Here is a 14,630-nt window from a genome sequence, read left to right on the forward strand (position 1 = left end):
CGCAATTGATTTGTTAGGAGGAAGTATCATTGTGAAAAAAATCAGTTTATTAGGTGCAACGGGCTCCATTGGATGGCAGACGTTTGATGTTTTACTTGCACATCCAAATGCTTTTCAGCTTGTTGCTTTTTCTGCCGGAAAAAATATTGAAAAATCTCGTGAAATCATCCAAAAGTTACAACCAGAGTTAGTCTCAATGCAAACAGAGGAAGCGGCTAAAACTTTACAGAAGGAATTTCCGCATGTTTCCTTTACATATGGTGAAAAAGGGTTAGTGGAAGTTGCAACTCATCCTGATTCAACGGTTCTAGTTAATGCAGTTTTAGGCAGTGTTGGGTTGGAATCGACACTTGCAGCAATACGTATGGGGAAAACGATTGCCATTGCGAATAAAGAAACACTTGTAACAGCAGGCCACCTTGTGATGTCAGAAGCGCACAAGTACAATGCACCAATATTGCCTGTGGATAGTGAGCATTCTGCTGTTTTCCAATCGATGAACGGTGAAAATAAAAAACGTATTGAACGAATCATTTTAACAGCTTCAGGTGGTTCATTCCGCGATAAAACACGTGATGAATTAGTCGGTGTAACGGTAAAAGACGCTTTGAATCATCCGAACTGGTCAATGGGGGCTAAAATTACAATCGACTCCGCAACGATGATGAATAAAGGACTTGAAGTTATTGAGGCCCATGTATTATTCAATATGCCGTATGACAATATCGATGTATTACTGCACCGTGAAAGTATTATTCACTCTATGGTGGAGTATGAAGATACTAGTGTTATTGCGCAGCTTGGAACACCGGACATGCGTGTGCCGATTCAGTATGCGCTTAGCTATCCGGATCGCTTGCCCCTTTCAAATGGTCAACGTTTAAACTTAGCTCAAATTGGACAACTTCACTTTAAGGAAGTTGATTTTGATCGATTCCGTGCCCTAAAACTTGCCTATGACGCCGGTCGAATGGGCGGTACTATTTTAACGGCAATGAATGCGGCAAATGAAGCGGCTGTCGAATTATTTTTACAAGAAAAAATAACTTTTTTAGAAATTGAAGAATGTATTGAGCGTATTATGAATAGTCATAACAATATCGCATTACCAGATTTAGAAACAATTTTACATGTAGATAGTGAAACAAGAAAAACAGTAGCAAGCATGGTAAAATAGTGTAGTGCGAGAAAAAAGAGTGTCAGTCAACTATATGTTGGACATTCATATGCATGTAAAAGCATATTTTTTTATTAGTTAACACTAGAAAAAAAGAGAACTAACTTTATGACTCAGTTCCAATGAAGGTGGGAGATTATGCAAACAGTTATAGCCTTTATTTTAATTTTCGGCTCACTCGTTTTTTTCCATGAGCTAGGTCACTTCTTACTTGCAAAGCGCGCGGGCATTATGGTACGTGAATTTGCGATAGGTATGGGACCGAAAATTTTCGGTATGACGAAAGGTGAAACCATTTATACGCTGCGTCTTTTGCCAATTGGCGGCTACGTGAGAATGGCTGGTGAGGATACTGATACCGTAGAATTACAACCGGGTTATCGGGTAGCTTTAATAACCAACGAAGATAATATTGTAGAAAAAATTATTCTAAATCAAAAAACACATTATCAAAATGTTATATTTTTGGAAGTAGAACGGGCAGATTTAGAACGTGAACTTTGGATAGAAGGCTATGATGAGGATGACCAATTCGTTCGCTACAATGTATCGCGTACAGCAATGGTTGTTGAGAATGGAATGGAGCAGATGATTGCGCCGCTCGATCGTCAATTTAATTCGAAACCTGTCGGTGCACGTGCAATGGCAATTTTCGCTGGCCCATTATTTAACTTTATTTTAGCATTTTTCATTTTCTTAGTGATCGGGCTTATTCAAGGCATTCCATCCGATGATCCGGTTATCGCCGAAGTTATGGAAAATTCTGTTGCAAGTAATGCAGGACTTGTCGATGGCGATAAAGTGGTCAAGGTGAATGGACAACCGATTTCAACTTGGGGAGAATTATCGAAACAGATTGTCGACAACCCGAACAAAGCCGTAACATTCGAAGTGGAACGTGCAACAGGTAGTGAAGTAATTGAACTTACACCAAAAGCTGTGGAACAAGAAGGTGGTCCAGCGTACGGACAAATCGGTGTCATGCGTTCCATCGAAAAAAATCCGCTTCAAGCCGTTGTTTATGGTGTAACTGAAACCTATAACATGGTTATTACAATCGGGAAACTTGTCGGCCAGCTTGTTACCGGCCAGCTTTCGATTGAAGCGTTATCAGGTCCGGTAGGGATTTACAAAACAACGGAAGATGTTGTAACATTCGGCTTCTATAATATTTTATACTTCGCCGCAATGCTAAGCGTAAACTTAGGAATCATGAACTTGCTTCCATTACCAGCACTTGACGGTGGCCGTTTATTATTCTTCGCAGTAGAAGCAGTAAGAGGTAAACCGATCGACCGTCAAAAAGAAGGTATGGTTCACTTCGTCGGTATCCTCCTCCTGATGATCTTGATGGTCGTCGTAACATGGAACGATATCCAGCGATTCTTCTTCTAAAATTAACTTGAGATGATTTAACTTAGTGGCAAGCAAGGTGATTGGAATGAAGGGGAGGCGACTCCAGCGGGAATAAGGTACAAAGGCTAAAAAGGCCACGTCCTGTGGCAACGCTTTTGTGACCAACATCGTGTTGGCCTCCGTAATGGAAATTTCCTCTATGTCAGTTGAGTAATCTTAATTCAACAAAATAGATTTAAAAATGACGGCTTTGAGCGTTTGTATGAATAATACTAGCGTTCAAAGCTAAATTTGATTAGTATTATAGAAGTAGCATTTAATATTAGTTAATGGATATATAGCAATCATTGGCTAAAGCAGATAATAATGAAATATAGATCATTCTTAAATTAAAAAAAGGTGGCACTACTTATGAAACAAACAAAAACGTTTATCCCTACTTTAAGGGAGAATCCAGCTGATGCCGATGTGAAATCACACCGCATGCTAATGCGTGCAGGCTTTATCCGCCAAAACGCATCAGGAGTATACTCATACTTACCATTAGCTCGCAAAGTTTTAGCGAAAATCGAGCAAATCATCCGTGAAGAAATGGAAGCAGTCAATTCCATTGAGTTATTAATGCCAGCACTTCAACCAGCTGAATTATGGCAGGAATCAGGTCGTTGGGAGGCATATGGTCCAGAACTTATGCGCTTAAAAGACCGTCATGACCGTGATTTCGCATTAGGTGCAACACATGAAGAAGTCATTACAACTTTAGTACGTGATGAAATAAAATCATATAAAAAGTTACCGTTAACACTTTATCAAATTCAAAGTAAATTCCGTGATGAAAAACGTCCTCGTTTTGGTCTTTTACGCGGTCGTGAATTTATTATGAAAGATGCTTATTCTTTCCATTCTTCACGTGAATCTTTAGATGCGACTTACGATGATATGTACCGTGCCTATTCGAATATTTTCTCGCGCCTTGGCTTAAACTTCCGTGCGGTAATTGCCGACGCTGGAACAATTGGCGGTAAAGGTACTCATGAATTTATGGTTCTTTCTGAAATTGGTGAAGATACAATTGCTTACTCGGATTCTTCTGATTATGCTGCCAATATCGAAATGGCGGAAGTTGTTGTAGAATATACAGCACCTACAACGCCAATGAAAGAAGTTGAAAAGATCGCAACACCTGATCAAAAGACAATCGAAGAAGTTTCGGCATTCTTAAATGTAGAAGCATCGAATGTTATTAAATCATTAGTATTTAATGTTGATGGGGAATTGGTTGTTGTTTTAGCGCGTGGTGATCACGAAATTAACGATATTAAACTTAAAAATGCATTGGGAGCTACGTCTGTAGAGTTAGCCGATGATGCTTCTATAAAAGAATTGCTTGGCTGCGCACCAGGTTCAATTGGTCCAGTTAAATTACCGGTCAATGTAAAAGTTATTGCCGATAATGCAATTAAATCAATTCGTAACGGTGTAGCGGGGGCGAATGAAGATGGCTTCCACTTATTAAACGTAAATCCTGAGCGTGACTTTGCGATCGGTTCTTATGAAGATATTCGCTTTATCCAAGTAGGAGACCCTTCTCCAGATGGTGAGGGAGTTATTAAATTTGCTGAAGGAATTGAAGTTGGTCATATCTTTAAATTAGGTACAACTTATTCAGCAAAATTAAATGCTACGTTCCTTGATGAGCAGGGGAAAGCACAACCGTTCATTATGGGATGCTACGGTATTGGGGTTTCACGTTTATTAGCTGCTGTTGCAGAACATTTCCAAGATGAAAATGGATTTGTATGGCCGGCACAATTAGCTCCATATGATTTACAATTAGTACCGATTAATACAAAAGACGAAGCACAAGTACAATTAGCAGACGAACTATACGGTGTATTAAAATCGTATCGTTATGACGTGCTATATGATGACCGTGCAGAGCGTGCAGGCGTTAAATTTGCCGATGCAGACTTAATTGGCTTGCCTGTCCGTATTACAGTAGGTAAAAAAGCTTCTGAAGGTTTAGTAGAAGTGAAGTTCCGTGCGACTGGTGAATCGGCAGAATGGGCTAAAGAAGAAGTAGTAGACCGTTTAAACGAATTTTTCCGTCAAAACTAATAATTTGTTAAGATAGAGAGAATGGGAAAGTACAAATTACATGTACTTTCTTTTCTTTTTCATGTGAAGGGTCTGTAGTTGATGAGGGAATGAAGTTATCACTGAATAATGGTGAAATTTCCGCTTATTTGATAAATTAATTGAAATTCAGCCAAAATAGAGGTAAAAATTCCTCTTATTTATGCTGAAGAACTTGAAAGACAGTGATTTTACAATGGATAACCGGAATAACTACCCTTATTTACCTCTAAATGATGCTTATTTTAAAAATAACGGTAATAACTCCGCTTATTTTAAACGAAGGGGATTGCTTTTTGTGCCCTCCCCGAATTCCTCCACCTCATATTAAAAAAGCATTAAAAAGAAAGGGTTGAAACAATTGTCAAAACAGGAAGGAAGACAAAAATTCCTACTATTAATCCAACAACTTGAGTTGACTGATGATGTCTATATGTCCTTTTTTGAAAATGGCACACTCGAACGAGTAACCGTCCATAAAAAGAAACGAATTTGGCATTTTAAAATTAAAATAGAAAATATTTTACCGTTCCAAGTATATCAATTACTTCGCATGCGTTTAGCAGAGAAGTTTTCACATATAGCCAATGTCCTGTTAACAGTAGAATCTCACAACCCAGTAGTGAATGAACAGCATATTCTCGATTACTGGCAAGTGGCGATTGAACAAATGGGTGAAATGTCGCCTTTATTGCGCGAAAACCTTATGAAACAAACACCACGATGGACAGGTCATAAGCTTGTTGTGACGTCGATGCTGGAAGTGGAGTACTTATCATTAAAATCAAAGTATACGGATAAAATTGCAGAATCCTATAAAACATTTGGTTTTCCACATATACCGTTAGAATTCCAACTTATCGAGGAATCGGATGAGTTCATTGCACAGCAGGAAGCGTTTTACGAGCAGCGTAAAGAAGAGGAAGAGCGTCTGTCCAAACAGGCAATGGCTGATTTTGCGGCACGTGAAAAAGAGAAGGCAAATAATCCAGGTGCTGCGATGCAAGGAGATACGCCATTCCAAATTGGTGCACTTATAAAAAATCCAGATCCAGTTGAAATCCGTACCGTATTGGAAGAGGAACGCTCCATTGTATTGGAAGGCTTTATATTTGCCTGTGAAGTGAAGGAACTGCGAAGTGGCCGTTCATTATTGGAACTGAAGATTTCCGATTATACTGATTCACTACTCGTAAAAATGTTCTCAAATGGGGACGAAGATGTAGTGAAAATGAAGCAAATTAGTAAAGGAATGTGGGTTCGTGTACGCGGCTCTATTCAACTTGATACATTTGCCCGTGACTTAGTAATGATGGTGAAGGATATTAATGAAATCAAGCATGAACCTCGTAAAGATAATGCTCCAGAAGGTGAAAAACGAGTAGAGCTTCATTTGCATACACCAATGAGTCAAATGGATGCCATGACATCCGTTGATAAATTAGTAGCCCAAGCAGCAAAATGGGGGCATCCCGCTGTTGCGGTAACCGACCATGCAGTCGTGCAGGCATTTCCGGACGCATATGCTGCAGGCAAGAAAAATGGCATAAAAGTGATTTACGGTGTGGAAGCAAACTTAGTGGATGACGGGAAACCAATTGTATATGATCCGATTGATATTGATTTGGAAGAAGCAACATACGTCGTATTTGACGTAGAGACTACTGGTTTTTCAAACGTATACGATACGATTATCGAGCTGGCCGCTGTAAAAATTAAAAATGGCCAAGTGATAGATACGTTTGAAAGGTTTTCAAATCCTCACCGCAAATTGACAGCAAAAATCATTGAACTTACCCATATTACCGATGATATGCTCGTGAATGCACCAGAGCTCAATGACGTTATACGCGAATTCCATGACTTTATTGGTGACGGGGTAGTTGTTGCCCACAATGCAGCGTTTGACTTAGGTTTCTTATATGTTGCCTATAAAAATGCTGGTATTGAAGTAAGGCACCCAGGTATCGATACGGTGGAGCTTTCCCGACTTGTAAATCCGGGGCAAAAATCGCATAGCTTAAAAACATTAACGAAAAAATATAATATTGAATTAACACAGCATCACCGGGCAATCTATGATACTGAAGCAACCGGTGAACTATTCCTTCATTTACTTAAACAGTCAGCCGATTTAGGTATTAAAAACCTGATTGAAATGAATGACCATGTCGGTGGAGAAGATGGATATAAGCAGGCTCGCCCAAGTCACTGTACTATACTTGCAGTAGATGATGCTGGCTTGAAAAATCTATTTAAATTAATTTCGATATCGCACACGCAAACATTTTACCGAGTACCACGCATTCGCCGTTCGGATTTGCAGCGGTTACGCCAAGGTTTAATCGTCGGTTCGGGCTGTTCGAATGGTGAGCTGTTTGAAACAATGATGAATAAAACACAGGAAGAAGCCGAACGCATTGCGAAATTTTATGATTACTTGGAAGTCATGCCTAAACCTGTATACTCTCCATTGGTTGATGGGGGAACGGTACATGATGAATGGGCGCTAGAAGATATTATTCGCCGTCTCGTAAAACTTGGCAAAAAGCTGAACCTGCCTGTTGTTGCAACAGGAAATGTCCATTACTTGCATGAAACAGATGCAAAGTTCCGCCAAATTCTAGTCGGTTCAATGGGAGGAGCAAATCCACTAAATCGTAACCCTTTGCCAAAAGTCCACTTCCGTACGACAGATGAAATGTTGAAGGAATTCGACTTTTTAGGACCGGATTTAGCGAAAGAGGTTGTTGTAACGAATACACAGCTTGTTGCCAATATGATTGGTGATGTAAAGCCGATTAAAGATGATTTGTATACACCGAAAATTGAAGGCTCAGATGATGAAGTAACGAATTTGACATACGAAATGGCCCATTTAATTTACGGTGAAAATTTACCGGAAATTGTACAAGCTCGAATTGATAAGGAGTTAAAATCCATTTTAGGACATGGATTCGGCGTTATTTATTTAATATCGGCAAAGCTTGTTAAAAAATCATTGGCAGATGGATACTTAGTAGGTTCACGTGGTTCGGTCGGGTCGTCGCTCGTCGCTACATTTATGGAAATTACCGAAGTAAATCCATTGCCGCCGCATTATGTTTGCCCTAACTGTAAACATTCGGAGTTTATCGCAGATGGTTCAGTTGCATCCGGTTATGACTTACCGAACAAAGAATGTCCGGAATGTGGAGCGCAGTATAAAAAAGACGGTCAAGATATCCCGTTCGAAACGTTCTTAGGATTTAAGGGAGACAAAGTACCCGATATCGATTTGAACTTCTCCGGAGAATATCAACCGCAAGCCCATAACTACACGAAAGTGCTTTTCGGTGAAGATTATGTATTCCGTGCTGGAACAATAGGAACAGTTGCGGAAAAGACAGCTTATGGCTATGTAAAAGGCTATGGAAGCGATAATGGTATCACGTACCGCAACGCCGAGGTAGACCGATTAGTTCAAGGATGTACGGGTGTAAAACGAACAACAGGACAACATCCAGGCGGAATCATCGTAGTACCGGATTATATGGATATATATGATTTCTCTCCAGTACAGTTCCCTGCGGATGCGCAGGATTCTGAATGGAAAACGACGCACTTTGACTTCCATTCGATTCATGATAATATTTTAAAACTCGATATACTCGGTCACGATGATCCGACTGTTATTCGTATGCTGCAGGATTTATCAGGAATTGATCCAAAAACAATTCCAACCGACGATCCAATTGTTATGAAAATTTTCAGTTCAACAGAGACGCTTGGTGTGACAGATAAACAAATAGGTGCAAAAACTGGTACACTAGGCATTCCTGAGTTTGGTACAAAATTTGTTCGTCAAATGCTCGAAGAAACAAAACCAACGACATTTAGTGAACTTGTTCAAATTTCCGGACTTTCTCATGGTACGGACGTTTGGTTAGGAAATGCAGCCGAGCTTATAAAAGACGGTACTTGTGTATTAAAAGAAGTAATTGGCTGTCGTGACGATATTATGGTGTATTTAATCTATCAGGATTTAGAGCCATCATTTGCCTTTAAAATAATGGAATCTGTACGTAAAGGAAAAGGCTTAACAGAAGAAATGGAAGCTGAAATGCGCGCGAAAAAAGTACCGGAATGGTATATCGATTCATGTAAAAAGATAAAATACATGTTCCCGAAAGCCCATGCCGCAGCCTACGTTTTAATGGCGGTACGTATCGCATGGTTTAAAGTTCACCATCCAATCCTTTACTATGCAGCCTACTTTACAGTGCGTGCATCTGATTTCGATCTAATTGCGATGACGCAAGGTTCTGTTATGATTCGCAAAAAAATTGATGAGATTAATATGAAGGGGCTCGATGCAGCTCCGAAAGAAAAAAGTTTGTTAACGGTTATGGAAATTGCGCTTGAAATGTGTGAACGCGGGATGAGCTTCAAGAAAGTAGATTTATACCGTTCGCAGGCAAGTGAGTTTATAATTGAAGGAAATTCACTAATTCCACCATTTGATGCTATACCAGGACTTGGTACAAACGTAGCAAAACAAATCGTAGAGGCACGTAAAAATGGTGAATTCCTATCAAAAGAGGATTTACAGCAACGTGGCCGTGTATCGAAAACTTTAATTGAGTACATGGATGAATTAGGCTGCCTTGAAGGTATGCCAGATGCCAATCAACTTTCACTATTTTAAGACGAAATTTTATTGAAGCGTACACCAATAGGCAATATTTGCATTCAATAAGCCTTTATGCTATGCTAAAATTAATAATTTGTTGATAGTTCGCCAGCAAAAGAGTGGGTTTTCCCGCTCTTTTCTGTTGTTTACACAACTATTTTATCTTCATTCAGCAAGTGTTTTAAACACTTGCTGAATGAAGATAAACCACTGGCGAATATCACAGGTTTCAATTGATAAAATTCAATGAATACTCGTCTTTTGTTTAACAAATAACATCATGATTTTTAAGAGACAAAGACGCTAGGGAGGATACGATGAGCAAAGTTACGTCGATCATTGAAGAGCTAGTGACACCGATCGTGGAAGAGCTTGAATTAGAATTAGTTGATATCGAGTTCCTAAAAGAAGGACGCGACTGGTTCCTTCGTATTTACGTTGATACACCTGAAGGCGGCATTGATATTTTACAATGCGCACAAGTGAGTGAACGTTTAAGCGAGAAACTGGATGAAAACGATCCAATCGAGCAAAACTATTATTTAGAAGTTTCTTCACCAGGAGCCGAACGTCCATTAAAAAAACAACAGGACTTTGAAAAAGCAATCGGCAAATACATTTATGTAAAAACTTATGAGCCAGTTAAGGATTTAAAAGAATTCTATGGTTATTTACGCGCATATACAGATGAATATTTAGAACTTGAATTCCGTATTAAAACACGTAAAGTTACAGTACAAATTGAAAAAGAAAAAATTGCACAGGCACGTCTTGCCATCGATTTTTCAGATAAGCAAATTTAGGAGTGAAAACAAAATGAGTAGTGAATTACTAGATGCCCTAACTGCCCTTGAAGAGCAGAAAGGTATTTCAAGAGATGTATTGATTGAAGCGATTGAGGCAGCTTTAGTAACTGCGTATAAACGTAATTTCAACCAAGCACAAAACGTACGTGTCGACCTTAACCTTGCAACAGGTTCAATGGTCGTTTATTCGCGTAAAGACGTAGTGGAAGAAGTAGAAGACGATCGCTTAGAAATCGCATTAGAAGATGCGAAGTTTATTAATGCAGCTTATGAAATTGGTGACATCGTAGAAGAAGAAGTAACACCACGTAACTTCGGGCGCATCGCAGCACAGACTGCAAAACAAGTTGTAACACAACGTGTTCGTGAAGCGGAACGCGGTTTAATTTATGAAGAGTATGTAGACCGTGAAGATGATATCGTAACTGGCGTAATTGAGCGTCAAGATGCACGTAATATTTACGTATCCATCGGTAAAGTAGAAGCGGCATTACCAGTAAACGAACAAATTCAAGGTGAAGTGTATAAGCCAACTTCGCGCATCCGTGTTTACATTACTAAAGTTGAGCGCACTACACGTGGTCCACAAGTAATTGTATCTCGTACTCATCCTGGATTACTGCGTCGTCTATTTGAAATGGAAGTTCCTGAAATTTATGATGGCACAGTTGAAATTAAATCAATTGCACGTGAAGCGGGAGACCGTTCAAAAATCTCTGTATATGCACATAATGAAGAAGTAGATCCTGTAGGCTCATGTGTTGGAGCAAAAGGTGCACGTGTGCAAACAATTGTAAACGAACTAAACGGTGAGAAAATCGATATCGTTGAATGGTCTGAAGATCCAGTCGTATTCGTTGCAAATGCATTAAGTCCTTCAAAAGTTTTAGACGTTCAAGTAAATGAAGAAGAAAAGTCAACAACAGTTGTTGTACCAGACTATCAATTATCTTTAGCAATCGGTAAACGCGGTCAAAATGCACGTTTAGCTGCAAAATTAACTGGTTGGAAAATCGACATTAAGAGTGAAACTGATGCCCGTGAATTAGGAATCTATCCTTCTGAAACGAGCACATTTATACCACATGAAGATAAAGAAGATGTACAATTTGATTTATATGGTGACGATGAAGAGTAACCATCTGTTGGAATGATTTTGCAAGGAGGGTGAGCAAAATGGTCGTTAATAAAAAAATTCCTTTACGTAAATGTGTCGCAACAGGTGAGATGCTTCCAAAAAAGTCAATGATTCGTGTCGTTCGTTCTAAAGAAGGCGAAGTAACAGTTGACATTACAGGAAAAAAATCCGGTCGTGGAGCATATGTTTCTAAAACGGAGCAAGCGGTGGAAATCGCACGTAAAAAGAATATTTTAGATCGCCAGCTTGATGCAAAAGTGCCGGATGAAGTGTATGAGGAATTGCTGACACTAATCCGCAGGGAGTCGATTTTATGACAAACCCTGCATTGCTGCAGCTATTAGGCTTAGCGGCACGTGCTCGAAAAACAATCTCTGGAGAAGAGCTTGTCGTAAGAGAAATTCGTAATGGCAAAGCTAAACTAGTATTTTTAGCATCAGATGCTTCAGCAAATACGAGTAAAAAGATTCAAGATAAATGTACGTTTTATAACGTTGAGTATTATGTTTTCGGAGATCGATATGATCTTGGACATGCTACCGGGAAGGAAGCCCGTGTAGCGATTGCTATTACAGATAGCGGATTTGCTAAAAAAATGTCTAGTCTACTCAACGAAAATTAATCGGGGGTGAGCAGATGAGCAAAGTAAGAGTTCATGAATATGCGAAAAAGGTAAATAAAACAAGTAAGGAAGTTATTGAGAAGCTTGCAAGTTTTAATCTGCCAGTGAAAAATCACATGGCGGTAATTGATGACCAGGCGGTATCAAAACTAAATTCTGTCTTTAAGCAAGCAGCAGAACCAACGAAAGATTCTCCTGCAAGACCATCTGTCAAAGCTGTAAATGCATCGCCAAAACCTGGTGAGCAAGGACAGAGAAAAGCACAACAGAATCTAAAGCAGGATCGTCCACAATCTGCTTCAACTAACCAACAACCGAAAAAACCAACAAATGCCCAAGGGCAATCTAGATCGCAACAACAGAACAAACCAACAAATGCTCAAGGGCAATCAAGACCGCAACAAACAAACAGACCTACAAATGCTCAAGGGCAAACAACATCGCAACAGGGCGAAAAACAAAGAAATGAAAAAGGTAACCAAAATCGAAATATGACTCAAAATACTAATAACAACCGCAAAGGCGGCACAAACCAAAATAATAGTAATAATAAAGGCGGTAACACGCAGAATAAGGGTGGCTACCAACAACGTAGAAAGCCAGGAATTAATGGTGGTAAACGTCGTACGCATCGCCCGGCACCGCAGCCAATGGTACAAAAAGAATTACCGGAAAAAATTACGTTCTACGAAAGCTTGTCAGTTGCAGAACTTGCAAAAAAATTACACCGTGAGCCATCGGAAATTATCAAAAAATTATTCATGCTTGGTGTAATGGCGACAATTAACCAAGAGTTAGACAAAGATGCGATTGAGCTTATTTGTACTGACTACGGTGTAGAAGTAGAAGAAGAAATCCGTATCGACAAAACAGATTTAGATACGTACTTCGATGATACAATCGTAGAAGTGGACGAAAATGCTCTAGAAGAGCGTCCACCAGTTGTAACAATCATGGGTCACGTTGACCACGGTAAAACAACGTTACTTGACTCAATTCGTAACACAAAAGTAACTGCTGGCGAAGCAGGCGGTATCACACAACATATCGGTGCTTACCAAGTTACTGAAAATGGCAAAAAAATCACGTTTTTAGATACACCAGGACACGCAGCATTCACAACTATGCGTGCGCGCGGAGCATCTATCACTGATATCGCTATAATTGTTGTAGCAGCTGATGACGGTGTAATGCCTCAAACAGTTGAAGCAATTAACCATGCGAAAGCAGCTGAAGTACCAATTATCGTAGCTGTAAACAAAATGGATAAACCATCGGCAAATCCTGATCGCGTTCAGCAAGAATTAACTGAGCACGGTTTAGTTCCTGAAGCATGGGGTGGAGACACAGTGTTCGTTCCACTTTCAGCACTTAAAGGTGAAGGAATCGATGAATTATTAGAAATGATTCTTTTAACTGCAGAGGTTGGCGAATTAAAAGCAAACCCAACTCGTGCTGCGATCGGTTCAGTAATCGAAGCACAATTAGATAAAGGGCGCGGTGCTGTTGCAACTTTATTAGTTCAAGATGGTACATTACGTGTTGGTGACCCAATCGTAGTTGGTCATGCATATGGTCGTGTACGTGCAATGGTAAACGATTTAGGCCGTCGCATTAAAACAGCTGGTCCATCTACACCAGTGGAAATTACAGGTCTAAATGAAGTACCACAAGCCGGTGACCGTTTCGTAGTATTCCAAGACGAAAAAACTGCTCGCCAAGTTGGGGAATCACGTTCAATGACAGCGATTCAAGCACAACGTTCTGAAAAGCAACGTGTAACACTTGATAACTTATTTGAACAAATGAGCCAAGGCGAAATGAAAGAGTTAAACTTAATCGTAAAAGCAGACGTACAAGGTACAGTGGAAGCAATGGCTTCTTCATTAATGAAAATTGATGTTGAAGGTGTTAACGTAAAAATCATCCACACAGGTGCGGGTGCTATTACAGAATCAGATATTTCACTTGCTGCTGCATCAAACGCTATCGTTATCGGATTCAACGTACGTCCAGATACGAATGCTAAGCGTGCTGCGGATGAAGAAGGTGTAGATATTCGTCAACACCGTATCATCTATAAAGTGATCGAAGAAATCGAACAAGCGATGAAAGGGATGCTTGATCCTGAATTCGAAGAAAAAATCGTTGGTCAAGCGGAAGTTCGTCAAACTATCAAAGTATCTAAAGTCGGTACAATTGCCGGTTCATACGTTATTGAAGGTAAAATGGTACGTGATGCGGGTGTACGTGTAATCCGTGAAAACGTTGTTGTTTTTGAAGGCGAATTAGATTCACTAAAACGCTTTAAAGATGATGCAAAAGAAGTAGCAAAAGGCTATGAATGTGGTATCACAATTAAAAACTACAACGACATTAAAGAAGGCGACATTATTGAAGCCTTCGTAATGGAAGAGATTGTTCGTAAATAATGATTGTGTATGCAGAGATTGAATTCATCATTCAGACTGCCCACTCATTAAAAGAAAAGCGTGCTGTTCTACAACGAATGGTAATGCGCACGAAACAAAAATTTAATGTTTCCGTTGCTGAAATTGACCATCAGGATGTATGGCAGCGTACGAGGTTAGCACTTGTTTCAGTGGCTTCTTCAAAAGAAGCAGCTGAACGCGAGCTAATGCGTGCAGTACACTTTTTACAGTCAAATCCACAATGGGAACAGCTGGATTTTTATCGTGAATATTTATAAAATCCACATCTAG

At 39.7% G+C, this 14,630-nt stretch carries 10 protein-coding genes; all 10 read left to right on the forward strand.

The genetic code is table 11. From position 1 onward, the window contains the following. Positions 1-31 precede the first annotated feature (31 nt). Positions 32-1,177 (forward strand): 1-deoxy-D-xylulose-5-phosphate reductoisomerase, encoded by a 1,146-nt coding sequence (gene dxr / locus NYE67_RS05160; protein ID WP_340727247.1) that lies wholly within the window; start codon positions 32-34, stop codon positions 1,175-1,177. Positions 1,178-1,315: 138 nt separating this feature from the next. Further along, complete coding sequence (gene rseP, locus NYE67_RS05165; RefSeq protein ID WP_340729370.1) at positions 1,316-2,572, forward strand: RIP metalloprotease RseP; 1,257 nt, start codon at positions 1,316-1,318, stop codon at positions 2,570-2,572. 372 nt (positions 2,573-2,944) lie between these two features. Continuing rightward, positions 2,945-4,651 carry a proline--tRNA ligase gene (locus tag NYE67_RS05170; RefSeq protein ID WP_191698375.1) on the forward strand — a complete coding sequence of 569 codons (1,707 nt, stop codon included), beginning with the start codon at positions 2,945-2,947 and terminating at the stop codon, positions 4,649-4,651. 379 nt (positions 4,652-5,030) lie between these two features. Next, the gene (locus NYE67_RS05175) at positions 5,031-9,356 is read left to right on the forward strand and encodes a PolC-type DNA polymerase III (RefSeq protein ID WP_340729371.1); all 4,326 of its coding nucleotides are present in this window, start codon (positions 5,031-5,033) and stop codon (positions 9,354-9,356) included. Between the two features lie 302 nt (positions 9,357-9,658). Further along, positions 9,659-10,144 carry a ribosome maturation factor RimP gene (gene rimP / locus NYE67_RS05180; RefSeq protein ID WP_191698373.1) on the forward strand — a complete coding sequence of 162 codons (486 nt, stop codon included), beginning with the start codon at positions 9,659-9,661 and terminating at the stop codon, positions 10,142-10,144. A 13-nt stretch (positions 10,145-10,157) separates the two neighbouring features. After that, complete coding sequence (nusA, locus tag NYE67_RS05185) at positions 10,158-11,285, forward strand: transcription termination factor NusA (RefSeq protein WP_191698372.1); 1,128 nt, start codon at positions 10,158-10,160, stop codon at positions 11,283-11,285. A gap of 38 nt (positions 11,286-11,323) precedes the next feature. After that, complete coding sequence (rnpM, locus tag NYE67_RS05190; protein WP_191698371.1) at positions 11,324-11,602, forward strand: RNase P modulator RnpM; 279 nt, start codon at positions 11,324-11,326, stop codon at positions 11,600-11,602. Continuing rightward, positions 11,599-11,907: a YlxQ family RNA-binding protein gene (locus NYE67_RS05195; protein WP_340729372.1), complete on the forward strand. Its 309-nt coding sequence runs from the start codon at positions 11,599-11,601 to the stop codon at positions 11,905-11,907. Before rnpM ends, NYE67_RS05195 begins: the two co-directional genes overlap by 4 nt. 14 nt (positions 11,908-11,921) lie before the next feature. Continuing rightward, positions 11,922-14,339 carry a translation initiation factor IF-2 gene (gene infB / locus NYE67_RS05200; RefSeq protein ID WP_340729373.1) on the forward strand — a complete coding sequence of 806 codons (2,418 nt, stop codon included), beginning with the start codon at positions 11,922-11,924 and terminating at the stop codon, positions 14,337-14,339. Next, a complete protein-coding gene (locus tag NYE67_RS05205; protein ID WP_191698368.1) occupies positions 14,339-14,617 on the forward strand; it encodes a DUF503 domain-containing protein in 279 nt (92 codons plus the stop codon). Before infB ends, NYE67_RS05205 begins: the two co-directional genes overlap by 1 nt. The last annotated feature ends 13 nt before the right edge of the window (positions 14,618-14,630 follow it).

Origin of the sequence: Solibacillus sp. FSL W8-0474 (genome assembly GCF_038004065.1) — a bacterium.
Lineage (GTDB): Bacteria > Bacillota > Bacilli > Bacillales_A > Planococcaceae > Solibacillus > Solibacillus faecavium.

Bases quoted from the DNA above. Each gene is read 5' to 3' on its own strand.
- rseP (WP_340729370.1), top strand. From the start codon at position 1,316: ATGCAAACAGTTATAGCCTTTATTTTAATTTTCGGCTCACTCGTTTTT.
- NYE67_RS05170 (WP_191698375.1), top strand. From the start codon at position 2,945: ATGAAACAAACAAAAACGTTTATCCCTACTTTAAGGGAGAATCCAGCT.
- rimP (WP_191698373.1), top strand. From the start codon at position 9,659: ATGAGCAAAGTTACGTCGATCATTGAAGAGCTAGTGACACCGATCGTG.
- nusA (WP_191698372.1), top strand. From the start codon at position 10,158: ATGAGTAGTGAATTACTAGATGCCCTAACTGCCCTTGAAGAGCAGAAA.
- rnpM (WP_191698371.1), top strand. From the start codon at position 11,324: ATGGTCGTTAATAAAAAAATTCCTTTACGTAAATGTGTCGCAACAGGT.
- NYE67_RS05195 (WP_340729372.1), top strand. From the start codon at position 11,599: ATGACAAACCCTGCATTGCTGCAGCTATTAGGCTTAGCGGCACGTGCT.
- infB (WP_340729373.1), top strand. From the start codon at position 11,922: ATGAGCAAAGTAAGAGTTCATGAATATGCGAAAAAGGTAAATAAAACA.
- NYE67_RS05205 (WP_191698368.1), top strand. From the start codon at position 14,339: ATGATTGTGTATGCAGAGATTGAATTCATCATTCAGACTGCCCACTCA.